This is a genomic window from Stenotrophomonas sp. LST15-1-1.1, assembly GCF_040815575.1.
In the GTDB taxonomy this organism is placed as follows: domain Bacteria; phylum Pseudomonadota; class Gammaproteobacteria; order Xanthomonadales; family Xanthomonadaceae; genus Stenotrophomonas; species Stenotrophomonas lactitubi_B.
Map to the genome: position 1 here is coordinate 146,365 of NZ_JBFPNJ010000032.1, position 23,219 is coordinate 169,583.

Annotated in this window: 20 protein-coding genes; 12 read left to right on the plus strand and 8 right to left on the minus strand. The window is 65.9% G+C overall.

The genetic code is table 11. From position 1 onward, the window contains the following. Window positions 1-11: 11 nt before the first annotated feature. Both MRBLST15_RS18510 and uvrA read right to left on the minus strand, forming a co-directional pair. Entirely contained in the window at window positions 12-419 is a 408-nt protein-coding gene (locus tag MRBLST15_RS18510) for an acyl-CoA thioesterase (RefSeq protein WP_049447042.1), read from the minus strand. Continuing rightward, the gene (gene uvrA / locus MRBLST15_RS18515) at window positions 419-3,415 is read right to left on the minus strand and encodes an excinuclease ABC subunit UvrA (RefSeq protein ID WP_312704461.1); all 2,997 of its coding nucleotides are present in this window, start codon (window positions 3,413-3,415) and stop codon (window positions 419-421) included. Before uvrA ends, MRBLST15_RS18510 begins: the two co-directional genes overlap by 1 nt. 319 nt (window positions 3,416-3,734) lie before the next feature. On the opposite strand from uvrA, the gene rplU reads away from it, so the two are divergent. From rplU to obgE, 4 genes are read left to right on the plus strand one after another with little or no spacing between them, the layout of a single operon-like run. Beyond that, window positions 3,735-4,052: a 50S ribosomal protein L21 gene (gene rplU, locus MRBLST15_RS18520; protein WP_004148331.1), complete on the plus strand. Its 318-nt coding sequence runs from the start codon at window positions 3,735-3,737 to the stop codon at window positions 4,050-4,052. 11 nt (window positions 4,053-4,063) lie between these two features. Next, the gene (gene rpmA / locus MRBLST15_RS18525; protein WP_089239574.1) at window positions 4,064-4,327 is read left to right on the plus strand and encodes a 50S ribosomal protein L27; all 264 of its coding nucleotides are present in this window, start codon (window positions 4,064-4,066) and stop codon (window positions 4,325-4,327) included. Window positions 4,328-4,386: 59 nt separating this feature from the next. Continuing rightward, the gene (locus MRBLST15_RS18530) at window positions 4,387-4,524 is read left to right on the plus strand and encodes a hypothetical protein (RefSeq protein ID WP_157804331.1); all 138 of its coding nucleotides are present in this window, start codon (window positions 4,387-4,389) and stop codon (window positions 4,522-4,524) included. Then, window positions 4,521-5,576: a GTPase ObgE gene (obgE, locus tag MRBLST15_RS18535; RefSeq protein ID WP_025873852.1), complete on the plus strand. Its 1,056-nt coding sequence runs from the start codon at window positions 4,521-4,523 to the stop codon at window positions 5,574-5,576. Before MRBLST15_RS18530 ends, obgE begins: the two co-directional genes overlap by 4 nt. A gap of 203 nt (window positions 5,577-5,779) precedes the next feature. Here the strand turns inward: obgE and rpsT are convergent, their stop codons facing one another. Continuing rightward, entirely contained in the window at window positions 5,780-6,049 is a 270-nt protein-coding gene (rpsT, locus tag MRBLST15_RS18540; protein ID WP_025873851.1) for a 30S ribosomal protein S20, read from the minus strand. 116 nt (window positions 6,050-6,165) lie between these two features. On the opposite strand from rpsT, the gene murJ reads away from it, so the two are divergent. The 8 genes from murJ (at window position 6,166) to MRBLST15_RS18580 (ending at window position 17,111) form a co-directional block, all read left to right on the plus strand. Further along, window positions 6,166-7,770, plus strand: a complete 1,605-nt coding sequence (gene murJ / locus MRBLST15_RS18545; RefSeq protein ID WP_265951297.1) for a murein biosynthesis integral membrane protein MurJ — start codon at window positions 6,166-6,168, stop codon at window positions 7,768-7,770. Between the two features lie 75 nt (window positions 7,771-7,845). Further along, window positions 7,846-8,793, plus strand: a complete 948-nt coding sequence (locus MRBLST15_RS18550; protein ID WP_025873849.1) for a bifunctional riboflavin kinase/FAD synthetase — start codon at window positions 7,846-7,848, stop codon at window positions 8,791-8,793. After that, window positions 8,790-11,624 (plus strand): isoleucine--tRNA ligase, encoded by a 2,835-nt coding sequence (gene ileS / locus MRBLST15_RS18555; RefSeq protein WP_367787274.1) that lies wholly within the window; start codon window positions 8,790-8,792, stop codon window positions 11,622-11,624. The genes MRBLST15_RS18550 and ileS overlap by 4 nt, the downstream gene beginning before the upstream one ends. Further along, window positions 11,624-12,148: a signal peptidase II gene (lspA, locus tag MRBLST15_RS18560; RefSeq protein WP_265951264.1), complete on the plus strand. Its 525-nt coding sequence runs from the start codon at window positions 11,624-11,626 to the stop codon at window positions 12,146-12,148. Before ileS ends, lspA begins: the two co-directional genes overlap by 1 nt. Before the next feature lie 27 nt (window positions 12,149-12,175). Then, on the plus strand, window positions 12,176-13,126 hold the full coding sequence (gene ispH, locus MRBLST15_RS18565) for a 4-hydroxy-3-methylbut-2-enyl diphosphate reductase (protein ID WP_265951265.1): 951 nt from the start codon (window positions 12,176-12,178) through the stop codon (window positions 13,124-13,126). A gap of 653 nt (window positions 13,127-13,779) precedes the next feature. Then, window positions 13,780-14,358, plus strand: coding sequence for a hypothetical protein (locus tag MRBLST15_RS18570; protein WP_312704457.1), 579 nt, complete (start codon window positions 13,780-13,782; stop codon window positions 14,356-14,358). Between the two features lie 207 nt (window positions 14,359-14,565). Beyond that, window positions 14,566-16,449 carry a M61 family metallopeptidase gene (locus MRBLST15_RS18575; RefSeq protein WP_367787277.1) on the plus strand — a complete coding sequence of 628 codons (1,884 nt, stop codon included), beginning with the start codon at window positions 14,566-14,568 and terminating at the stop codon, window positions 16,447-16,449. Then, window positions 16,446-17,111 (plus strand): lysoplasmalogenase, encoded by a 666-nt coding sequence (locus tag MRBLST15_RS18580; RefSeq protein WP_367787279.1) that lies wholly within the window; start codon window positions 16,446-16,448, stop codon window positions 17,109-17,111. Before MRBLST15_RS18575 ends, MRBLST15_RS18580 begins: the two co-directional genes overlap by 4 nt. A gap of 30 nt (window positions 17,112-17,141) precedes the next feature. On the opposite strand, the gene MRBLST15_RS18585 is transcribed toward MRBLST15_RS18580, so the two are convergent. From MRBLST15_RS18585 to MRBLST15_RS18605, 5 genes are read right to left on the minus strand one after another with little or no spacing between them, the layout of a single operon-like run. Further along, window positions 17,142-17,846: a hypothetical protein gene (locus MRBLST15_RS18585; RefSeq protein WP_367787281.1), complete on the minus strand. Its 705-nt coding sequence runs from the start codon at window positions 17,844-17,846 to the stop codon at window positions 17,142-17,144. Further along, window positions 17,843-18,811, minus strand: a complete 969-nt coding sequence (locus MRBLST15_RS18590) for a hypothetical protein (protein ID WP_367787283.1) — start codon at window positions 18,809-18,811, stop codon at window positions 17,843-17,845. Before MRBLST15_RS18590 ends, MRBLST15_RS18585 begins: the two co-directional genes overlap by 4 nt. A 45-nt stretch (window positions 18,812-18,856) precedes the next feature. Further along, window positions 18,857-21,640 carry a TonB-dependent receptor plug domain-containing protein gene (locus MRBLST15_RS18595; RefSeq protein ID WP_367787285.1) on the minus strand — a complete coding sequence of 928 codons (2,784 nt, stop codon included), beginning with the start codon at window positions 21,638-21,640 and terminating at the stop codon, window positions 18,857-18,859. 26 nt (window positions 21,641-21,666) lie between these two features. Then, entirely contained in the window at window positions 21,667-22,635 is a 969-nt protein-coding gene (locus tag MRBLST15_RS18600) for a FecR family protein (protein WP_367787287.1), read from the minus strand. Continuing rightward, window positions 22,632-23,186: an RNA polymerase sigma factor gene (locus MRBLST15_RS18605; RefSeq protein WP_367787289.1), complete on the minus strand. Its 555-nt coding sequence runs from the start codon at window positions 23,184-23,186 to the stop codon at window positions 22,632-22,634. The genes MRBLST15_RS18600 and MRBLST15_RS18605 overlap by 4 nt, the downstream gene beginning before the upstream one ends. Between the last annotated feature and the right edge of the window lie 33 nt (window positions 23,187-23,219).

Below are 23,219 nucleotides of genomic sequence, written 5' to 3' on the forward strand. Positions count from 1 at the left end.
TACCAGATATGTCAGGTGGACGCGTTGCGGATCGCGTCCGGCAGCGGCGCGCTCTTGCCGGTCTGCGTATCCATCCACACCACCACCACGTTGCCGTCCGAATACAGCCTCGATTCGTCCTGCTGGTCGACGATGCGATGACCGATGGTCACGCTGCTGTTGCCCAGACGCTCGACGAACAGTTCCACCAGGATGTCGTTGGGCCACACGATCGGCAACCGGTAGTTGACGTTGGTGGCAGCCACCACCGGTGCGATGCGGTCGGTCATCGACACGCCTTCCACCCCCAGCATCCAGCGCACGCGCGCCTCTTCCAGATAGGAGATGTACTTGGCGTTGTTGACGTGGCCCATGCTGTCCATGTCACGCCAGCGCACGCTGATCGGGATGCGGGCCAGGATCTTGTGTTCGCTGCTCATCAGGCGTCCTTCTTCTTCTTGGTGCCGGCCGTGGCGGTCTTGCTGGCCTTGCCGGTGCTCTTGGCCGCCGCTGCCTTCTTGGCTGGCTTCTCGGGCTTCACCTTGCGCGGTGGGCGCGCATCGGGCTTGTTGGCCACGGCGGCGGGCTGGTCAGGCCGTGCGCTGGTGGACGGCAACATCCGGGCGAGGAACTGGCCGGTGTACGAATCCGGGCATGCCGCCACGTCTTCCGGCGTGCCGGTGACCAGGATGGTGCCGCCGCGATGGCCGCCTTCCGGACCCAGGTCGACGATCCAGTCCGCGGTCTTGATGACGTCCAGGTTGTGCTCGATCACCACCACCGTGTTGCCCTCGTCGCGCAGCTTGTGCAGCACGCCGAGCAGCGCTTCGATGTCGTGGAAGTGCAGGCCGGTGGTCGGCTCGTCGAGGATGTACAGGGTGCGGCCGGTATCGCGGCGCGACAGTTCCTTGGACAGTTTCACGCGCTGTGCTTCACCACCGGACAGCGTGGTCGCGCTCTGCCCCAGCTTGATGTAGCTCAGGCCCACGTCCACCAGGGTTTCCAGCTTGCGGGCGATGGACGGTACCGGCTCGAACAAGCGCAACGCATCTTCGACGGTCATTTCCAGCACGTCGTTGATGTTGAAGCCCTTGTACAGGATCTCCAGCGTCTCGCGGTTGTAGCGCTTGCCATGGCAGACATCGCAGGGCACGTACACGTCAGGCAGGAAGTGCATCTCGACCTTGATCAGGCCATCGCCCTGGCAGGCCTCGCAGCGGCCGCCACGCACGTTGAAACTGAAGCGCCCGGGCGAATAGCCGCGCGCACGCGATTCGGGCACCTGTGCGAACAGTTCGCGCAGCGGCGTGAACAGACCGGTGTAGGTGGCCGGATTCGAACGCGGGGTACGGCCGATCGGCGACTGGTCGATGTCCACCACCTTGTCGAACAGGTCCAGGCCATCGATCTCCTTGTACGGCGCGATCGGGTGCGAGGCGCCGTTTATCTCGTTGGCGGCCAGCGAGAACAGGGTGTCGTTGATCAGGGTCGATTTGCCCGAACCGGACACACCGGTCACGCAGGTCAACAGGCCCGACGGAATGGCCAGGTCCACGCCCTTCAGGTTGTTGCCGGTGGCGCCACGCAGGTGCAGCGTCATCTTCGGGTTCGGCTTGTGCCGGCGCGCCGGGATCTCGATCGCGCGCTTGCCGGACAGGTACTGGCCGGTCAGCGAACGCGGTGCATCAAGGATGTCCTGCAGACTGCCCTGGCCGACGATCTCGCCGCCATGCACGCCCGCGCCCGGACCGATATCCAGCACGTAGTCGGCCAGGCGGATCGCATCTTCGTCGTGCTCGACCACGATGACCGTGTTGCCCAGGTCGCGCAGGCGGGTGAGGGTGCCCAGCAGGCGCTCGTTGTCGCGCTGGTGCAGGCCGATGGACGGCTCATCGAGCACGTACATCACGCCCACCAGGCCGGCGCCGATCTGGCTGGCCAGGCGGATGCGCTGTGCCTCGCCACCAGACAGGGTGTCGGCCTTGCGCTCCAGGGTCAGGTAATCCAGGCCCACATCGACCAGGAAGCCCAGGCGTTCACCGATCTCCTTGACGATCTTCGCGGCGATCTCGCCACGCCAGCCCGGCAGGCTCAGTTCGCTGAAGAACTTCAGGGCTTCATCGATCGGCAGCACCACCAGTTCCGGCAGCGGTCGGTCGGCCACGAACACGTTGCGCGCGGCCTTGTTCAGGCGTGCGCCATTGCACTCGGGGCAGGCATGCTCGCTGATGTACTTGCCCAGCTCTTCCTGCACCGCCGCCGATTCGGTTTCCTTGTAGCGGCGTTCGAGGTTGGGAATGATGCCCTCGAAGCGGTGCTTGCGCTGGGTGCGGCCACCCGCTTCGGTGAAGTAGGTGAACGTGATCGCATCGTCGCCGCTGCCATACAGCACGGCCTGCTGCACGGTGGCTGGCAGCGAGTTCCACGCCGCATCGGTGTCGAACTTGTAATGCTTGGCCAGCGAGGCGATCAGCTGGAAGTAATAGGCATTGCGGCGATCCCAGCCGCGCACGGCACCGGCAGCCAGCGACAGTTCGGGATGCACCACCACGCGCGAGGGATCGAAGAACTCGGCCATGCCCAACCCGTCGCAGCCGGGGCAGGCGCCCATCGGTGCGTTGAACGAGAACAGGCGCGGTTCCAGTTCGGGCAGCGAGTAGTCGCAGACCGGGCAGGAATACTTCGACGAGAACAGGGTGGGGGACGCGCCGGCGTCGTCCAGCGACTGCACCGATGCCATGCCATCGCCGAGCTTCAACGCGGTTTCGAAGCTCTCGGCCAGGCGTTGCTTGATGTCTTCACGCGGGCGGAACCGATCGATCACCGCTTCGATGGTGTGCTTCTGGCGCAGTGCCAGCGGCGGCACTGCATCGATTTCGTACAGCTCGCCATCGACGCGTACCCGCACAAAACCCTGCGCGCGCAGCTGGTCGAACACCTGTGCGTGCTCGCCCTTGCGGTCGCGGATCACCGGCGCCAGCAGCATGTAGCGCTGTTCCGGGTCGAGGGTCAGCATATGGTCGACCATCTGGCTGACCGTCTGCGCTTCCAGCGGATAGCCGTGGTCGGGGCAGCGCGGCGTGCCGACGCGTGCGTACAGCAGGCGCAGGTAGTCGTAGATCTCGGTGATCGTGCCGACCGTCGAGCGCGGGTTGTGCGAGGTCGACTTCTGCTCGATCGAGATCGCCGGGGACAGGCCCTCGATATGGTCCAGGTCCGGCTTCTCCATCACGCTCAGGAACTGCCGCGCATACGCCGACAGGGACTCGACGTAACGTCGCTGGCCCTCGGCATAGATGGTGTCGAACGCCAGCGACGACTTGCCCGAACCGGACAGGCCGGTGATCACGATCAGTTTGTCGCGGGGCAGGTCGAGGTCGATGTTCTTGAGGTTGTGCGTCCGCGCGCCGCGGATGCGGATGAAATCCATCGCCATGGGGAATCCGGTTGTGGGGGCGTGGCTGGGCCGCCGGGCCAGCGAAAGGGCGGCAATCGGTCAGCCTACCGAGGTGACCAGATGGGGGCAATGGGCGACAATGCCAGCCCGGTGTCTCACCTTGTGAGACAGGCCGACAGGCAGGGGTCAGATCCCTTTTCACCACGTGAAAAGGGATCTGACCCCGTTCCGGCCCGGCCTCCAGAGCCGTTCAGGGGTTGACTTGACCCGTCCCCGGTGCTCCACGTACAATTCCGCTCCTGTCCGCCCTCGACGGCGGCAGTCCATAGACCACAATAACTACAGAGGAAGTCTGGTCATGTACGCAGTACTGGTCACCGGCGGTAAGCAATACCGCGTGGCGCAGGGCGAAAAGCTCCGCATTGAAAAGCTCGAAGTCGAAGTCGGCAGCGAGATCAAGTTCGACAACATCCTGCTGCTCGGCGACAGCGATGGCATCAAGATCGGCGACGCCCTGAGCGGCGCTGCGGTCACCGCCACCGTCCTGTCCCAGGGTCGTGCCGACAAGGTCCGGATCATCAAGTTCCGTCGCCGTAAGCACCACATGAAGCGCCAGGGTCACCGTCAGTACTACACCGAAATCGAGATCACCGGCATTGCCGGTGGCAGCAAGTAAGGAGATAGGTCATGGCACATAAAAAAGGCGTAGGCTCTTCGCGCAACGGTCGCGACTCCAACCCGAAGTACCTCGGCGTCAAGATCTTCGGTGGCCAGGCCATCGAAGCCGGCAACATCATCGTGCGTCAGCGCGGCACCCAGTTCCACCCGGGTTCCGGCGTCGGCCTCGGTCGTGACCACACCCTGTTCGCCCTGACGGACGGCAAGGTGGAGTTCACCGTGAAGGGCCCGAAGAAGCGTCGCACCGTCAGCGTCGTCTCGGTCGAAGCCTGATAAGGCTGCGTCCGGCGCCCATGCTTCGGCATGGCCGTGCCGGATGAAGAGCTCGCTGCATGAAGAGCCCCGCTTCGGCGGGGCTTTTCGTTGGAATCAATGGTAAAACGGGCATCGCCCGGTTGTCGGCCAGCGGCCGGCACTACATCAAGGTGGCGGCGTGCATGCCGCGCCCATCGCAGGCATCGAAACAATGAAACTGGTAGACGAAGCAGAAATCGAAGTGTTCGCCGGCAACGGCGGCAACGGCTGCATTGGCTTCCGTCGCGAGAAGTTCATTCCGCTCGGCGGCCCGGACGGCGGCGACGGCGGTGCGGGCGGCAGCGTGTGGATCCGCGCCGACGAAAACCTCAACACCCTGGTCGACTTCCGCCATGACCGCATCTTCAAGGCGCAGCGCGGCGAGAACGGCATGGGCCGCCAGGCCTATGGCAAGGGTGGCGAAGACATGGTCATCACCGTGCCGGTCGGCACCGTGATCATCAACGTGGCCACCGATGAAATCATCGGCGACCTGACCCAGCATGGCGACCGCCTGCTGGTGGCCAAGGGCGGCCGCGGCGGCCTCGGCAACATGCATTTCAAGAGCTCCACCAACCGCTCGCCGCGCCAGGCGCTGCCGGGTGAGCCGGGTGAAGAGCGCACGCTGAAGCTGGAGTTGAAGCTGCTGGCCGACGTCGGCCTGCTGGGCTTCCCCAATGCCGGCAAGAGCACCCTGATCCGCGCCGTCTCGGCGGCGACGCCGAAGGTGGCCGATTACCCGTTCACCACGCTGTACCCGAACCTGGGTGTGGTGAAGGTGGAAAACTACCGCAGCTTCGTGATCGCCGACATTCCGGGACTGATCGAGGGTGCGGCCGACGGTGCCGGCCTGGGCGCGCAGTTCCTGCGGCACCTGCAGCGCACCCGCCTGCTGCTGCATCTCGTCGACATTTCGCCGATGGAAGGTGGTGTGGAAGGCGTTTCCCCGGTCGAGCAGGTGCGTGCCATCGAGCGCGAACTGGAAAAGCACGATCCGGAGCTGCTGGCCAAGCCGCGCTGGCTGGTGCTGAACAAGGCCGACCTGATGTTCGAGGACGAGGCCAAGGCTGCCGCCGAGAAGATCGTGGCCGAGCTGGGCTGGAAGGAGCCGTGGTTCCTGGTGTCCGCACTGGGTCGCGAAGGTACCTTCCCGATCATGAGCCGGATCATGGCGTTCTTCGATCGCCAGAAGGAAGATGAGCTCGAGGCGGCACGCAACGCGCAGTAATGCCGGTTGTGGTTCCCGTGAAAAACCCGGCTTCGGCCGGGTTTTTTGTTGGCCGCCGAATGGGGCGCCGAACGGGGTCAGATCCCTTTTCCTGCGGAAAAGGGATCTGACCCCGGGCATTGCCAAGGCGCTGGCAACAAAAAACCCGGCCGAAGCCGGGCTTTTGCGTGCTGCCGGAGCCGGGGCTCCAGCAACCAACCGGATCAGGCGGCCTGGAGGGCCTTGATGCGGTCGTTCAGGCGGCTCTTGTGGCGAGCAGCCTTGTTCTTGTGGATCAGGCCACGCGCGCTGAAACGATCCAGGATCGGCTGGGCAACGGCGAAGGCGGCTTGAGCGCCGGCGGCATCGTTGGCGTCCAGCGCCTTGATCACTTTCTTGACAGCGGTGCGCAGCATCGAGCGCTGAGCCACGTTGCGCGCGTTGCGCACGACGGTCTGCTTGGCGCGCTTCTTGGCGGACTTGATATTGGCCACGGTGGTGGTTTCCTGAAAAATCGGTGTTATGGGAACAGCAAGCTAGCTAGTATGATGGCGTAAGAAATGTACGTCAAGTCGATTGTCAAGAGGGACGTTGAGTGAGTTCACCCAAGATGTTGCGGGGCCTGCTGTCGTTCAGCAGCATGACCATGGTCTCGCGGGTTCTCGGCCTGGTCCGGGACCAGGTGGTGACCTCGACCTTCGGCACCAACGCCATCACCGATGCCTTCTGGGTCGCCTTCAGGATACCCAATTTCCTGCGTCGGCTGTTCGCCGAGGGCTCCTTCGCCACCGCATTCGTGCCGGTGTTCACCGAGGTGAAGGAAACCCGCAGCCACGCCGAGCTGCGTGAACTGATGGCCCGCACCGCTGGCACCCTGGGCGGCGTGCTGATGCTGGTCACCGCACTGGCCCTGATCTTCGCGCCGCAGCTGGCGTCGGTCTTCGCCAGTGGCGTCGACACCGATCCGGCCAAACAGGGCCTGCTGATCGACCTGTTCCGCCTGACCTTCCCGTTCCTGCTGTTCGTCTCGCTGACCGCACTGGCCGGCGGCGCGCTGAACAGTTTCCAGCGCTTCGCGATGCCGGCGCTGACCCCGGTGATCCTCAACCTGTGCATGATCGCCGGCGCGCTGTGGCTGGCACCGCGGCTGGGTGGCACGCCGGAGAAGCAGATCCTCGCCTTGGGCTGGGCGGTGCTGGCCGCCGGCCTGCTGCAGCTGCTGTTCCAGCTGCCTTCGTTGAAGGGCATCGACCTGCTGACCCTGCCGCGCTGGGGCTGGAACCATCCGGGCGTGCGCAAGGTGATGACGCTGATGGTGCCGACCCTGTTCGGTTCGTCAGTGGCGCAGATCAACCTGCTGCTGGATACCGTCATCGCCGCCAAGCTGACCGATGGCTCGCAGTCCTGGTTGTCGCTGGCCGATCGCTTCCTGGAACTGCCGCTGGGTGTGTTCGGCGTGGCCCTGGGCACGGTGATCCTGCCGGCGCTGGCCCGGCACCACGTCAGCACCGACCGCGAAGGCTTCTCGCGCTCGCTGGACTGGGGCCTGCGCATGACCCTGCTGATTTCGGTGCCGGCCATGCTCGGCCTGCTGCTGCTGGCCGAGCCGCTGATCTCCACGATCTTCCAGCACGGCCAGTTCACCGCTTTCGACACCCGCATGACGGCGCTGTCGGTGTACGGCCTGAGCTTCGGCCTGCCGGCGTTCGCGCTGCTGAAAGTGGTGCTGCCGGCCTTCTACGCGCGCCAGGACACCAAAACGCCGGTGCGCGCCGGTGTCGCCGCGCTGGTGGCCAACATGGTGTTCAACTTCGCCCTGCTGGCAGTGCTGTACCAGGTGATGGTGCCCGATGAGCTGAAGGCGCAGGGGGTGATGGCCGCCCTCGGCAAGCAGCCCGGCCTGCACCTGGCGCTGGGCATTGCCAGCGCGCTGTCCAGTTACCTGAACCTGGGGCTGCTCTGGTACTGGCTGGGCAAGACCGATGTCTACCAGCGGCGCCCGGGCTGGGGCGGTTACCTGCTGCGGCTGCTGGTGGCGTGCACGGCGATGGTCGGTGTGCTGCTGGCCCTGCTGTACTGGCTGCCGGGCTTCTCGTCGATGGGCACGTGGGAACGGATCGGCGCCCTCGGCCTGCTGGTCGGCGGTGGCGGGCTGACCTACCTGCTGGCGATGGTGGCGATGGGCTTCCGTCCGCGCGACCTTCGCGGGCATTGATCGTGGCTCCCGGCGGCTATACTTCAGGGTTACACCATTGAAACGGCGGGCTGCGGCCGGCCGGAACGAGAGTTGATGAGCAGGCTGTTCAGAAGCGTCGAGGGCGGGGAGCTGTTCCCCAACGGAAGCGTGGTCTGCATCGGTGCATTCGACGGCCTCCACCTGGGCCATCGTGCGCTGGTGCGGCACGCGGTCGCGCGTGCGCGCGCCTTGGGTGTGGCTGCGGTAGCGGTGGCCTTCGAGCCCCTGCCGCGTGAGTTCTTTGCCCAGGGCACGCCGCCGCCGCGGTTGACCCTGGCCCGCAGCAAGGTCGAGATCCTGCACGAACTGGGCGTCGATGCGATCGGCCTGCTGCGCTTCGACGCGGCGATGGCGGCGATGCCGGCCGAAACCTTCGTGCGCCAGCTGCTGGCCCAGCGCCTGAACGCCCGCGAGGTCTGGATCGGGCCGGAGTTCTGTTTCGGCAACCGTCGCCGTGGCGATCTGGCCCTGCTGCAGGCGCTGGGCGCCGAGCTCGGTTTCAGCGCCGGCGAAATCGAAGCGGTCGACCTGCATGGTGATCGCATCTCCAGCACCCGTATCCGCCAACTGCTGCAGGAAGGCGACTTCGCCCGCGTCGGCGACCTGCTGGGGCGCCCCTACTCGATCAGCGGGCGGGTGGTGCGCGGGCGCCAGCTCGGCCGTACGCTGGGCTTCCCCACCGCCAACCTGCGGTTCCCGAAGACCCCGGCCTTGTCGGGCATCTACGCGACCTGGGTGCACGGGGTGTTCGACCAGCCGTGGCCGTCGGTATCCAGTTTCGGCACCCGGCCCACCGTGGACGGCGTGGAGCCGCTGCTGGAAGCGCACCTGTTCGATTTCCAGGGCGACCTGTACGGGCGCCACATCGAAGTGGAATTCGTCGCCAAGCTGCGTGACGAAGAGAAATTCAACGATCTGGCGGCGCTGACCGACCAGATGCACCGCGACGCCGAACAGGCGCGTGCCATCCTTTCCGAACATAGATTGCGAGCCACTGCGTGAGCCAGGACTACAAGACCACCCTCAACCTGCCGGCCACCGAATTCCCGATGCGCGGCGACCTGCCCAAGCGCGAGCCGGGCATTCTGGCGCGCTGGGAAGAGCAGGGGCTCTACCAGCAGCTGCGCGACAACGCCGCCGGCCGCCCGCTGTTCGTGCTGCATGACGGCCCGCCGTACGCCAATGCGCGCATCCACCTGGGCCATGCGGTCAACAAGATCCTCAAGGACATCATCGTCAAGTCGCGCTACCTGGCCGGCTTCGATGCGCCCTACGTGCCGGGCTGGGACTGCCATGGCCTGCCGATCGAAATCGCGGTGGAAAAGAAGTGGGGCAAGGTCGGGGTGAAGCTCGATGCGGTCGAGTTCCGGCAGAAGTGCCGCGAGTTCGCCGAAGAACAGATCGACATCCAGCGTGCCGACTTCAAGCGCCTGGGCGTCACCGGCGACTGGGACAACCCGTACAAGACCCTGAGCTTCGATTTCGAGGCCAACGAGATCCGTGCGCTGTCCAAGATCGTGGCCAACGGCCATCTGCTGCGTGGCGCCAAGCCGGTCTACTGGTGCTTCGACTGCGGCTCGGCACTGGCCGAGGCCGAGATCGAGTACCACGAGAAGACCTCGCCGGCGATCGACGTGGCCTACACCGCGCGTGATCCGCAGGCGGTGGCGCAGGCGTTCGGCGTCAGCCTGCCGGCCGATGTCGAAGTGGCGGTGCCGATCTGGACCACCACTCCGTGGACGCTGCCGGCTTCGCTGGCGGTGTCGCTGGGCGCGGACATCCGCTACGTGCTGGCCGAAGGCCCGGCGCACAACGGCAAGCGCCGTTGGCTGGTGCTGGCTGCTGCGCTGGCCGAACGGTCGCTGCAGCGCTACGGCGTGGACGCGGTGGTGCTGCACGGTGAAGCCGAAGGTTCGGCGCTGGAAAACCAGCTGCTGGCGCACCCGTTCTACCCGGAGCGCGAGATCCCCGTGCTCAACGGCGAACACGTGTCCGACGAGGACGGTACCGGTGCGGTGCACACTGCCCCCGGCCACGGCCAGGAAGACTACGTGGTCAGCCAGAAGTACGGCCTGCTGGAGAAGTACAACGCCGGCCAGATCAATCCGGTCGACGGTGCGGGCGTGTACCTGGCGTCCACCCCGCCCGCCGGTGACCTGGTGCTGGCCGGTACCCACATCTGGAAGGCGCAGCAGCCGATCATCGAAGTGCTGGCCGCCAGCGGCGCGCTGCTCAAGGCCGTGGAGATCGTGCACAGTTATCCGCATTGTTGGCGCCACAAGAAGACTCCGCTGGTGTTCCGTGCCACCCCGCAGTGGTTCATTTCGATGGACAAGGCCAACCTGCGCAACGATGCGCTGGCCGCGATCGATACCGTCGGCTGGTTCCCGAGCTGGGGCAAGGCGCGCATCCAGAGCATGATCGACGGCCGCCCGGACTGGACGATCTCGCGCCAGCGCACCTGGGGCGTGCCGATCGCGCTGTTCACCCACCGCCAGACCGGTGAGATCCACCCGCGTTCGGTGGAGCTGATGCAGCAGGTCGCCGACCGCGTCCAGGCCGAAGGCATCGACGTGTGGTATTCGCTGGATACGGCCGAACTGCTGGGCGCTGAAGCGGCCGACTACGAGAAGGTCACCGACATCCTCGATGTCTGGTTCGACTCGGGCGTGACCCACGAAGCCGTGCTGGCTGCCCGTGGCTTCGGCAAGCCGGCCGATCTGTACCTGGAAGGTTCGGACCAGCATCGCGGCTGGTTCCAGTCCTCGCTGCTGACCGGCGTGGCCATCGACAAGCGCGCGCCGTACAAGCAGTGCCTCACCCACGGTTTCACCGTGGACGAGCACGGCCGCAAGATGTCCAAGTCGCTGGGCAACGGCATCGAACCGCAGGAAATCATGAACAAGCTGGGCGCGGACATCCTGCGCCTGTGGATCGCCTCGGCCGACTACAGCAACGAGATGTCGCTGTCGCAGGAAATCCTCAAGCGCACCGCCGACGCCTACCGCCGCCTGCGCAACACCGCCCGCTTCCTGCTGGGCAACCTGGACGGTTTCGATCCGGCCCAGCACCTGCGCCCGCTCAACGAGATGGTCGCGCTGGACCGCTGGATCGTGCATCGCGCCTGGGAGCTGCAGGAGAAGATCAAGGCGGCGTATGACAACTACGACATGGCCGAGATCGTGCAGCTGCTGCTGAACTTCTGCAGCGTGGACCTGGGCTCGCTGTACCTGGACGTGACCAAGGATCGCCTGTATACGATGCCGACCGATTCGGATGGTCGTCGTTCGGCGCAGAGCGCGATGTACCACATCGCCGAAGCGTTCACCCGCTGGGTGGCGCCGATCCTGACCTTCACCGCCGACGAGCTGTGGGGCTACCTGCCGGGCGATCGTGCCGGCCACGTGCTGTTCACTACCTGGTACGAGGACCTGGCACCGCTGCCGACCGATGCACAGCTCAACGCTGCCGACTTCGATCAGCTGCTGGCCGTGCGCGAGCAGGTGGCCAAGGTGCTGGAGCCGATGCGCGCCAATGGTGCGATCGGTGCCGCGCTGGAAGCGGAGATCACCATCGCCGCCAGCGAAGAGCAGGCCGCGCGCTGGCAGCCGCTGGCCGATGAACTGCGTTTCCTGTTCATCAGTGGTGACGTGCAGGTGCGCCCGGCGACCACCGACGAGGTGTTCGTCAGCGCGCAGCCGACGCAGAAGTCCAAGTGCGTGCGCTGCTGGCACCACCGTGCCGACGTTGGCAACAATGCCGACCACCCGGAACTGTGCGGCCGCTGCGTGACCAACATCGCCGGTGCCGGCGAAGTGCGGAGCTGGTTCTGATGGCCGCCCCGCGCCCGCATCCCAACGCACTGATCTGGCTGCTGCTGTCGGCAGTCATCATCGGCCTGGACCAGTGGTCGAAGGCCTGGGTGCTGTCGAGCCTGCCGGAGTTTCAGCCGGTGGTGGTCATCGACGGCTTCTGGAACTGGTACCGCACCTACAACACCGGTGCAGCGTTCAGCTTCCTGAGCGATGCCGGTGGCTGGCAGAAGCACTTCTTCACCGTTCTGGCGATCGCCATCAGCGGCCTGATGGCCTGGTGGCTGCGTGCTACCGCCCGTGGCAACTGGAAGGCCGCCGTGCCTTACGCGCTGATCATCGGCGGTGCGATCGGCAACGTGATCGACCGCCAGGTGCATGGTCATGTGGTGGATTTCATCCAGTGGTACGTCGGCGAGCATGTCTGGCCGTCGTTCAACATCGCCGATTCGGCCATCGTGGTGGGTGCCATCGGCATCGCCCTGTTCGGCCTGTTCGACGGCAAGTCCGCCAAAAAGGCGGATAATGCCAATCCGAAACCGTAAGCCGGCCGCTGCCGGGAGACTGAACTGATGGATGTGCTGCTCGCCAACCCGCGTGGTTTCTGTGCCGGTGTCGATCGTGCGATCGAGATCGTCAAGCGCGCGATCGAAACGCTCGGCGCGCCCATCTATGTCCGCCATGAAGTGGTGCACAACCGTTTCGTGGTCGATGACCTGAAGCAGCGCGGCGCGATCTTCGTCGAAGAACTCGACGAAGTGCCGGACAACAACACCGTCATCTTCAGCGCCCATGGCGTTTCCCAGGCCGTGCGCCAGGAAGCCGAGCGTCGTGGCCTGAAGGTGTTCGACGCCACCTGTCCGCTGGTGACCAAGGTTCATTTCGAAGTCGCCCGCCACTGCCGCGCCGGCCGTGACGTGGTGCTGATCGGCCATGCCGGCCATCCGGAAGTGGAAGGCACGATGGGCCAGTGGAACCGCGAAGCGGGCACCGGCCAGATCTACCTGGTCGAGGACGTGGAGCAGGTGGCCACGCTGCAGATCAACCAGCCGGAAAACTTCGCGTACACCACCCAGACCACGCTGTCGGTGGACGACACGCGCGGCATCATCGATGCGCTGCGCGAGCGCTTCCCGGCGATGCAGGGGCCGAAGAACGACGACATCTGCTACGCCACGCAGAACCGCCAGGACGCCGTGCGCGACCTGGCCAAGCGCTGTGACCTGGTGCTGGTGGTCGGTTCGCCGAACAGCTCGAACTCCAACCGACTGAGTGAGCTGGCCCGCCGTGAAGGCGTGGAGAGCTACCTGATCGATGGTGCGCACGAGATCGATCCGGCCTGGGTGGTGGGAAAGGAGCATATCGGCGTGACGGCCGGTGCGTCGGCGCCGCAGGTACTGGTTGATGGCGTGCTGGCGCGTCTGGCCGAGCTGGGGGCTTCCGGTATCGGTGAGCTGGACGGCGAGCCGGAATCGATGGTGTTCGCGCTGCCGAAGGAACTGCGCCTGCGCCTGGTCGACTGACCGCGAAGTAGTACCTGATGGGTGAGAATCGCCCTTCGATCGGTGCGAGCTGATTCCGGTGGGGGCGAACCTCGGTTCGCTCAGCTTTTGGGTGTCCAGCCTATGCACATGGAGCGCCGCGACTGAACCGGGTAATTGGGGCGCGCCGACTTTGAAAAGTGAAGAAATATCACTCTCGCGGGAGCCTAGCTCAGTCGCAAGTGGCATATGAATTCTGCGCCGCTCACCACTTGCTGAGTGTGGCGATCATGGCAACGCGAACGAACTGTACTCTGATGCGCAGCCTCCTTGACTGTTGCCCGTCTATGGGCGCTCGCTCTGCGACTTGGTCGCAAACCCACAGTCGCTGCACCTTGATGCTGGAAAGTGCGCAGGCTTTCCCAGTATTGATGCTCCGATCACCAAGGCCCAGCATGTTGAAAGAAATTGCGTATGGGAAGCTAGGGCCGTTGTTAATAATGCCGCTGTAAGTGATCGGATCCGAGGATTTTCGGAAGGGACCGTTGAAATTCCGCTGATTTCCGAGAACTCCGCTACGCTATGGAGTATGTGGTCAGGTGGCGCGTCACTGGTGGATATCGGAAAGGTATTCTGTGACAACAACCATGTGGCATCGGGGAAAACCTATACCAAGCAGCATGAGGACTACTACGATGCCAACTATCCTTGGTGATTTCGTGAGGGCGCCGGTGAAATCATTACTGATCTTGTCTGCGATCATTCCCCTCGCAGCTGTGGCGGAGACACTTCCTCCCCAAGCGTGGAGTGCCGCCGCAGAGTCTTCGCAGCTAGCGGCACTCGATTACATCGAGAGACTGGAGTTGGCGCGAAGTGCAGGCCCGGATGCCGCAGCTGATGTTTTGGGCGTCAAGAACGGCTCGTTTGCCGAGGCCGCGTCGGCTTCTGGGAGCGTCCGGAATTTCGGTGGAATTGAACTCGCTACCCAAGTTGATCAAGGCTCAGGCCAGCTGGTGATCGTCGTGAGAGCATCAGGTGGGTGTATCGAGCGGGATGTTGCCAAGGCAAGAATGCTGCTTGGCAAGATCGTATGGGCTCCGCTGGCCGATTCTCCTGCACCGGTTTTCGGTTATGCGCACTTTCAGGGGGGCTCGGCATCGACGGTATTTTTTGATGCAACCGGCTCCAAGTGCTTGACCGGCGTCAGGATCGAAGATCCGGCGAGATTGAAGGGGGCCATTGAGGCTGCTTATAAAGACGACTCGTCGAAGTAGACACGCAAGTCCAGGTCGCTTGCCAGGCCGATGTTCGGCCTGGCAAACGAGTGCCCTGATGTACGTGCCTCAACAGTGCCAAGAAGCCCTGGATAAGGATTCCCTGCGGGGGGCTTTCCACAATTCTCTTGACCATGACCTTCGGCCATGGGGCTCGGCATCGCACAGGCCTAGCATCGGGAAATCCTTCGCTGCTGGAAGTTGCCGATGAAAACCCGTGCCCTGGTGATGTCCGTGCTGTTCGCGCTGGCGGCCACGCCCGCGCTGGCGCAGACCCCGCCACCGGGTGATGCCGCCGCCCCCGGCCTGCTGCGCATCGATGTCGACGCGCGCGACCTGGCCCGGCGCATCTTCAAGGTGACCGCCACCGTGCCGGCCAAGCCCGGCCCGCTGACCCTGCTGTACCCGCAGTGGATTCCCGGCAACCATTCACCCACCGGCCCCATCGACAAGCTGGCCGGCCTGCGGGTGACCGCCAACGGCAAGCCGTTGGCCTGGCAGCGTGACCAGTTCAACGTGTACGCGTTCAAGGTGGAGGTGCCGGCCGGGGTGAGCGAGATCGTCGCCCACTTCGATTTCCTGTCTTCGCAGGGTGGAAGCCAGGGTCGGGTGGTGATGACCCCGGAAATGCTCAACCTGCAGTGGAACGCCAATTCGCTGTATCCGGCCGGCGTGGACGCGCGCAACCTGCAGGCGCAGGCGAGCGTGACGCTGCCCAAGGGCTGGGCCTATGCCACCGCGCTGGAAACCGCACGTCGCGATGGCGACACCGTGGTGTTCAAGCCGATTTCCTATGACCACCTGGTCGACTCGCCGTTGTTTGCCGGCGAGCATCACCAGCGCATCGACCTCGACCCGGGCGCGAAGGCGCCGGTGCATCTGAACGTGTTCGCCGACGATGCCAAATCGCTGAAGCCGACCGACGCGCAGATCAAGCTGCATCGTGCGCTGGTGCAGCAGGCCGACAAGCTGTACGGCGCGCGCCACTACGATCACTACGAATTCCTGCTTGCTCTGACCGATCGCCTCGGCGGCATCGGGCTGGAGCACCATCGTTCCAGCGAAAACAGCGCCGACCCGGGGTATTTCACCGAGTGGGACAGCAACGCCTGGATGCGTGACCTGTTGCCGCACGAATACACCCACTCGTGGAACGGCAAGTACCGTCGCGGTGCCGACCTGGCCACGGCCAACTTCAATACACCGATGGGCGACAGCCTGCTGTGGGTATACGAAGGCCAGACCCAGTTCTGGGGCCAGGTGCTGGCCGCGCGTTCCGGTCTGTGGACCACTGAGCAGGCGCGCGACATGCTGGCGAACGTCGCGGCAACCTATGACCGCGGCCGCCCGGGCCTGGCCTGGCGTCCGCTGCAGGACACCACCAACGACCCGACCATCGCCCAGCGTCGCACGCTGCCGTACCGCAACTACCAGATGAGCGAAGACTACTATTCCGGCGGGCAGATGCTGTGGCTGGAGGTGGAGGGCAAGCTGCGGGTGCTGACCGGCAACCGTCGCAGCCTGGATGATTTCGCGCGTGCCTTCTTTGGCGTTGGCAACGGCGATTGGGACGTCAATCCGTACACCTTCGATGACGTGGTGGCGACCTTGAACGGCATCGCGCCGTACGACTGGGCCAGCTTCCTGCGCCAGCGCCTGGACGGGCACGGATCGCTGACCGGCGGCCTGGAACTGGCGGGCTGGAAGCTGGTCTACCGCGATGCGCCGAACGAGGCCTACAAGGCACAGGAAAAGCGCGCGAAGGCAGCGCTGCTGGCGTACTCGGTGGGAGCGACGGTACTCGACAGCGGCGTGGTCGGCGATGTGGTCTGGGACAGCCCGGCGTTCAATGCCGGCCTGGCGCCGGGCATGAAGGTGATCGCCGTTGGCGGTCGCGAATACAGCAGCCAGCGCCTGAAGGACGCGGTGGCTGCGGCGGCCACTGACAAGGCGCCGATCACACTGCTGGTCAAGCAGTTCGACCGCATCGACACGATGAAGATCGACTACCACGGCGGCCTGCAGTATCCGGTGCTGGAACGCATCAGCGGCCGCCCCGACCGCCTTGCAGAGCTGTGGAAGGCACGATGAGCCTGCGGACGCGCGACGGGGTGATCCTGGTGGTGGCCGTGCTGGCCATCGTCGGCGCCTACCTGGACGGCGACGGGCGTTGGCTGCACTGGTTGGCCAAGCCGGCAACCACGCTGCTGATCGCCGCCATCGCCTGGCAGGCGCGGCCGGTGGCGGATGCGTTCTACCGGCGCGCGGTGCTGGCCGGCATGCTGTTGTCCTGCGTGGGCGATATCGCGCTGATGCTGCCGATCGACGCGTTCGTGCCGGGGTTGGTTGCCTTCCTGCTGGCGCATCTGTGCTACATCGCCGCGTTCCGTGCCGGCCTGCGCGCAGGTCGCGGACTGCTCGCTGCGTTCGTGCTGCTTGCTGCATTCGCTTCGATCAACGTCGCCGGCCTGTGGCCGCATCTGCCGCTGCCGATGCGCGTTCCGGTGTTGGCCTACGTCTTGGTGCTGGCCGCCATGGCGGTGCTGGCACTGGCCCGTTACTGGAGGCGGCCGCACGCCGATGCGCTGGAAGCGGGCAGTGCGCGTTGGGCCGCCGGTGGTGCACTGCTGTTCGTGGCCAGCGATTCATTGCTGGCCTGGGATCGCTTCGGCGGTGGCCTGCCGTTGGCCAGCCTGCTGGTGCTGTCCACCTATTACGCCGCGCAGTACGCCACCGCCCGCTCGGTGAGATAGCAGAAAAGGGGGCGGAGGGGTCCCCTTTTTCTACTGCAGGTTGCCCCTGGCGTCGTAGCGCAGGCGCACGGTCTGGCGGTCGCCGGCCACTTCATCCGGCAACCACACCAGCTTGCCGCCCTTGCGGATGACTACATACACGTGGCCGACATCGGCTGGCGTACGCATCAGTGCATTGCGCTGTTGCTGCAGGGCCTGCGTCACCCGTGGCACGGCATCGAAATCGATGTTGGCCAGTGCAGTGCTGCTACGGCGCAGGCTGATGGTCGGCGCGAACTGCTGTGGGTTCACCGCATCGCCCTTGCGCCACTGCCCGCGTTGGTAGTGGTAACCATCCACGTGGCCTGGCTGCCGGGGATCGACCAGGTCGATGTCGATGCGGCCGTCGTCATGGAAGTGGATGCTGTGGAAAACGACCAGGCGTTCGCCAGCCAGTCCGGGCATCGCTTCCAGCGCCTGCCGTGCAGCCTGCAGGCGCTCGCTGTCGAGCAGCAGGTTGGGCCGTGCCCGCCCGGGCACGCGCATCGGTTCGAAAGCTGCCCGTGGCGTGGCGATGGCCGTGGTTCGCAACGGTTTCTCCCAGGGGTGTTGCTGCGTTGCATCCGCAGGCGTGGTCGATATGGCGCCACGCAGGGTCGCGTCGACGGTCTGCAGTGCGCCGCCCGCCGTGGCGACACCGGCCAGGGCCAGCACCACGCCGGCAAACACCAGCGGTGTGGACACGGGCCGCTTCACGCGTCCTCCATGCGCACGCTGCGGCGATCATCCGGGTCGTACAGGATGTCGACCTGCCCGCGAGGAATGTTGGCCAGTTCGAGCAGCGCAACGAAGCGACGCACGCTGGCGTGCTGGACGTTGCCCTCGCGGTCGAGGTATTCCAGCTGGAACTCCACCTGCGGTTGTTCGTTGACGTAGGTACCGGTCTGGCGCACGTCGAGCACTCGCGCTTCGGCGCCGATCCCGCGGTACTTGAGTGTTTCGCCGCGCGCGTCGATCTGCAGCGTGCCGGCCAGCAGGCGTGCCAGCAGGCGCAGGCCGATCAGGTAGCAGCACAGCACCAGCGGGCAGATCAGCAGTGGATGACCGAAACCCAGGAACGTCCAACCCATTCCATCGCTCTGCAGCCGGTAGGCCATGACGTACGCGGCAGCGACCACGATGACACCGATCACGCCGCCGATGGCGCGGCGCCACAGGCTGGCGCGGTCCAGTTCCGGTTGCGCGCCTTCCAGCATCAGGTTGGGCGGGGTGCCCGGCGTGCGGCTGAGCAGCACATCCAGCTGTCTGCCCACGGCAAAACGCTGCAGCTGTGGCTTGCTGTCGACCACGACCAGCGTTTCGGTGATCGGCGTGCCGGACAGATTGTCGAAGGCCAGTTGCAGCCGCCACTGCGCGAAGCCACGCACCTGCACGCCGGTCTGTTCGGCCTGCTCGATGCGCGCGCTGCGTGGCTCGCCGTTGGCGAGGATGCTGCGCACGCGTTGCAGTGCGCGCGGTGGCGCCAGCAGCAGGTAATGCAGGAAGGCGTACAGCAGCACCAACCACAGCGCCAGCGACGTCGCCAGTAAACCCAGCGCAAGCCAAGGCGCGCTGCGGTCGCCCAGGTCCATCGGCCAGCTGGTGCCGTAATAGAGCAGGCAGGGGAAGGGCAGCGCGAAGAACAGCATGAGCGCGCCCAGGAACCAGAGGTAGGCTTTCATGACTCGCCTTCGACGCCGTGGAACAGGCGGCGTAGGGTACTACGCTCAGCGGAATTGCAGGGTCAGCAGGAAGTAGCGCCCCAGCGGATCGTCCAGTCCGGCCATCTGCCCGCCGCTGCCGACCAGATGGTTCACCGGTCGCGTATCAAGCAGGTTGTGCACATCCAGTGCGGCAATCACGCGCGGGCTCAGCCGGCGCGCCAGGTGCAGGTTCCAGCGCAGCTGCGCGGGGTTCATGCAGAGGCGCTGGTCATGCTGCTCCTGCGTGCATGCTTCACCGGCCAGCCATGCGCGGGTGCGGCCGACGCGGTTGCCACGCAGGGCGATGTCCCAGGAAGGGTTCTGCCACTGCACGTTGAGGATGCCCGCGTTCGCTGGCGTAGCATGCCCGCGCAGGTCCACCGATTCGCCATGGCTGCGATCGCGGCGCAGCTCCTGCTGCTTCAACGCATCCAGCGAGAACAACCACTGCCCGTTGCGGCCGGCATCCACCCGGTACTCGCCACGCAGTACCCAGTTGCGCGAGGTGGTGCGGCCGATGTTGTCGAATGACAGTCGAAGATCACGCAGGCGGCCCTGCTCATCCAGCTCCCAGGTACCGGGATTCCACAGGGCGTCGCTGGGTTGCAGGGCCAGGATCTCGTTGCGCAGTTCAACGATGTTGTGGGTCAGCGACAGCGAGAACGCATCGCTCGGTGTCCAGCTGGCGGCCAGCGAGTGGCTGCGCGAAGTCTCGGCTTTCAGCGCATCGTTCTCCACCACCTCTACTTCCACCGCGCAGCCACCACCACGCAGGGGGCGCGCGCACGGCGGCAGGGAAGCCGATGCGGGCAGGGGATACAGGCCGAAGTAGCCCGGCGGTCGCCGCCGCTCGAAGATGCTGGGCGCGCGGTAGCCGCGGCCACTGGCCAGCAGGAACGACCAGTGCGGGCTCGGGCTCCAGCGCAGGCCGGCACGCGGCGAAAATGCAGTGTCACCGCCATCGCGGTCCAGCCGCGCGGCCACGTCCAGGCGCAGCGTCGGCGCCAACGGCAGGCCCAGTTCGGCGTAGGCGGCGTTGCTCTGCCGCGTCAGCCGGCGCTGCTCCATCGGCAGGCCCAGCGCCAGCTCGCCCTTGCCCAGCAGCGGGTCAGGCAACGACGTCCAGCGCTCGCGGCGCAGATCGATGCCGGTCGCCAGTTGTGCTGCACCACCGGGCAGTGTCATCAGGGTGCGCTGCATGCCCCACCAGCCCTGCCACTGTTCGGTACGTCCGCGGTTGTGGATGGCCGGGAACAGTTCCTCTGCCAGCCCCGGCGGCAGGGTGGAAAAGCCGGGCAGGAAGTCCAGCGTGCGTGCGGCGTCCAGCAGGCGTTCACTGCGCACGGTGCCTTCGGTGCGCAGGTCCACCTGGCTGCGCTGCGCGCTGAGGCCGGCATCCCAGCTGCGGCCGGTGCGCTCACGGCCCATGCCGAAACTGATGTCGCCTTCGGTGGCATGCACGCGCGGGCGTACTTCGCCGCCTTCCTGCAGCACCACGTTGAGGATCGCGCCACGGTTGAAATTGAGGGCGACGGCAGTCGGGCCCAGTTCAAAGCGCTGGCGGTTGTGGCTGGCGCGTGCTTCCACATAGGCGTAGCGTCCGTCACCGCGTTCGTGGCGATAGCGCAGGTAGCCGGACAGTGTTTCCGATGCCGGCTGCAGCGAGCGTGGGCGTGCGTTGTCGAACCAGCAGCCGTCGTCTTCGCGCTGCAGCGGCGGATGGCACTGCGTGGCCGGGTAGTAATCGCCGTTGCCCAGGATCAACCCGATCGGGTACAGCGAGGTTTCCGCATGCCAGTCGCGCTGGTCACCGGCCACATGCTGCAGGCGGTGCAGGTCGATGCCGGCGAACCAGTTATCGCCGCCTTCGCGCACGCCACCTGTTGCCGCCTGCAGCCGGTACTGATCGCCGTCGCCACGGCTGCTGACACCCGACTGCAGCGTAGCTTCCGGGCCCTCGGCCTGGTCACGCAGGATGATGTTGACCACGCCGGACATCGCATCGGCGCCGTAGATGGCCGACGCGCCGCCACGCACCAGCTCGATGCGCTCGACGAAGCTGAGCGGAATGCCACCCAGATCGGTCAGCCCGCCTTCTTCCAGCGAGACCATCGGATAGCGCGGCAGGCGCCGGCCATTGACCAGGAACAGGGTCGCGCGCGGACCCATGCCATCCAGGCTGGTGGTGGCCGCTGCGCCGACCGGCAGGTACAGCGAATCGCCACTGCGCGAGGTGCTCAGGGGCGGGTGGCCGTTCATGCCGGGCAGGTGGCGCAACAGGTCGAACAACGTGCCGTAGCCGCTGCGCAGGATGTCTTCGCGGTCGATCACCGTTACCGGCAGCGTGGTCTGCACGGAGGTGCGCGGCAACCGGCTGCCGGTGACATGGATCGGCGCCAGTTCCACCTGCACCGGCTTCGATGGCGGTGGCGGCGGTGGCCGCCGTACCGGCTGCGCGACCACGTCGGGTGGCGCAGCATGCCGGCGTACCACGAATCCGCCGCTGGGTGTCTGCAGGATGTTCACCGGCATGCCGGCGACGAGCTGCTTCAGTGCGGCGGCCGGCGCCAGCGAGCCGGCAGCGCCGCTGGTGCGCAGGTCGCCCAGTTCACGTGCGTCGAACACCAGGGCGATGCCGCTCTGGCGCGCCCATTGCTGTAGTGCCGGCGGCAGGGCGCCAGGAGCGATCCGATAGTCGACCTGCCTGACTGCCTCGGCAGCGCCTGTCGTGGCCGCCACACCGGGCACCAGCACAACGCACAGCAGGGCCTGCAGCAGGCCCCAGCGCAGCATGTCCCAACGAAGCATACCCGGCGCCGGCATCGGCCGCCGCCTCAGTAGGTGCGGCGCAGTTCCAGCGCGCCATCCGAGCGCGGCTGGCCAGCAATGGACCACCCCAGTTCCAGGGCGGAAAGCAGTTCGTGCGCGTCGCCTGCACGGAAGGTACCGCTGACCGCGAGGTCGGCGATGTCCGGGTCGGCGACCACCAGTGGCGTGCTGCCATAGCGGTTCATGCGTTCGACCACGGTGGCCAGGGGCGTGCCGTCGAACACCAGCTTGCCCTGTGGCCAGGCCTCGGCGGCGGCGGTCGAGGACAGCTGCGGGCCCGGTTGGATCTTGCCGGAGGCCAGGACCTGCAGCTGCTGGCCCGGCGACAGCGTGTGCTGCGCGCTGCCACTGGTGACTTCCACCACGCCTTCCAGCAGCGCGACCTCGACCCGGCCGTCAGCCAGGCGTTCCACCTGGAAGGTGGTGCCGATATCGCGGATCGAACTGCCGCCGGCCTGCACCCGCAGCGAGCGCGATGACGGTTCGACCTGCAACTGGATGCGGCCACGTTCCAGCGCCAGTTCGCGCTTGCGCCAGCCGAAGCGTGCGGTGAGCGTGGTGCCGGCATCGAGCGTGGCGATGCTGCCATCGGCCAGCGTGCGCTGCTGCGGCAGCAGGCTGGCGTTGGCGTAGGTAAGCGGCGTGGGGTTGCCATCGGTGTACAGCATCCAGCCCATGCCAACGGCGAGGCAGACGCCGGCAGCGGCGGCCACACTTGGCAGCCAGCGCCGCTGCGGCCTGCGTGCCGCGCGCGCGGCGGCGGTGCGCAGCCACGGGTCGCCGGCCAGGCCGGCACTGCGCTGGTGCAGCTTTTCGGCCTGTACCCAAGCGCTGACGTGCGCGGGATCCTCGGCCAGCCAGTCCTCGAAGGATTGACGCTCTTCGGGGCTGCAGTCGGGTGCGTCCAGCCGGGCTACCCAGGCGCTTGCGTGTTCAAAAAGCAACGTGTCATCCCTGTTGTCGTTGCGGATCATTCGGTGTCTCCATCATTGTGGAGAGGATCGGGGCCCAGCTCCTTGCGCAGGCCCTGCAATGCACGGGCAATGTGTTTTTCCACGGTCTTGGCGGTGATGCCGCAATGCCGGGCGATCTGTGTATAGCTCATGCCGGTGATGCGGTTGAGCAGATACACCTCGCGGGCACGTTCGGGAAGCTTGAACAATGCCTGGCGCAGCAGGGCGAGCATCTGCCCGGATTCTGCCTGACGCAGGGGGTCAGGAGAAGCGCTGGCGGCTTCTTCGTTGCCGTCGCGTTCGGTCAGCGACAGGTGGTTGCGCGATTGCGGTGAGCGCCCGCGGTCTGCCAGGCGGTTGCGGGCGATGCGGTACAGCAGCAGCCGCAGTTCCTCGGTGTCGTGCGCGCGGTAGCGGATCAGGCGCTCCATGCAGTCCTGGGCGATGTCCTCGGCATCCTCGGGGCCGACACCGCGGGCGCGCAGGAAAGCGCACAGCGGCGCGCGTTCCTCGCGTACGAATGCGATGAAGACATCCGGAACCCCGGGCAGATCCGGCGCAGGACGGAGCAAAGGGGAGGGCACGGACAGGGGAGGGCCTCGAAC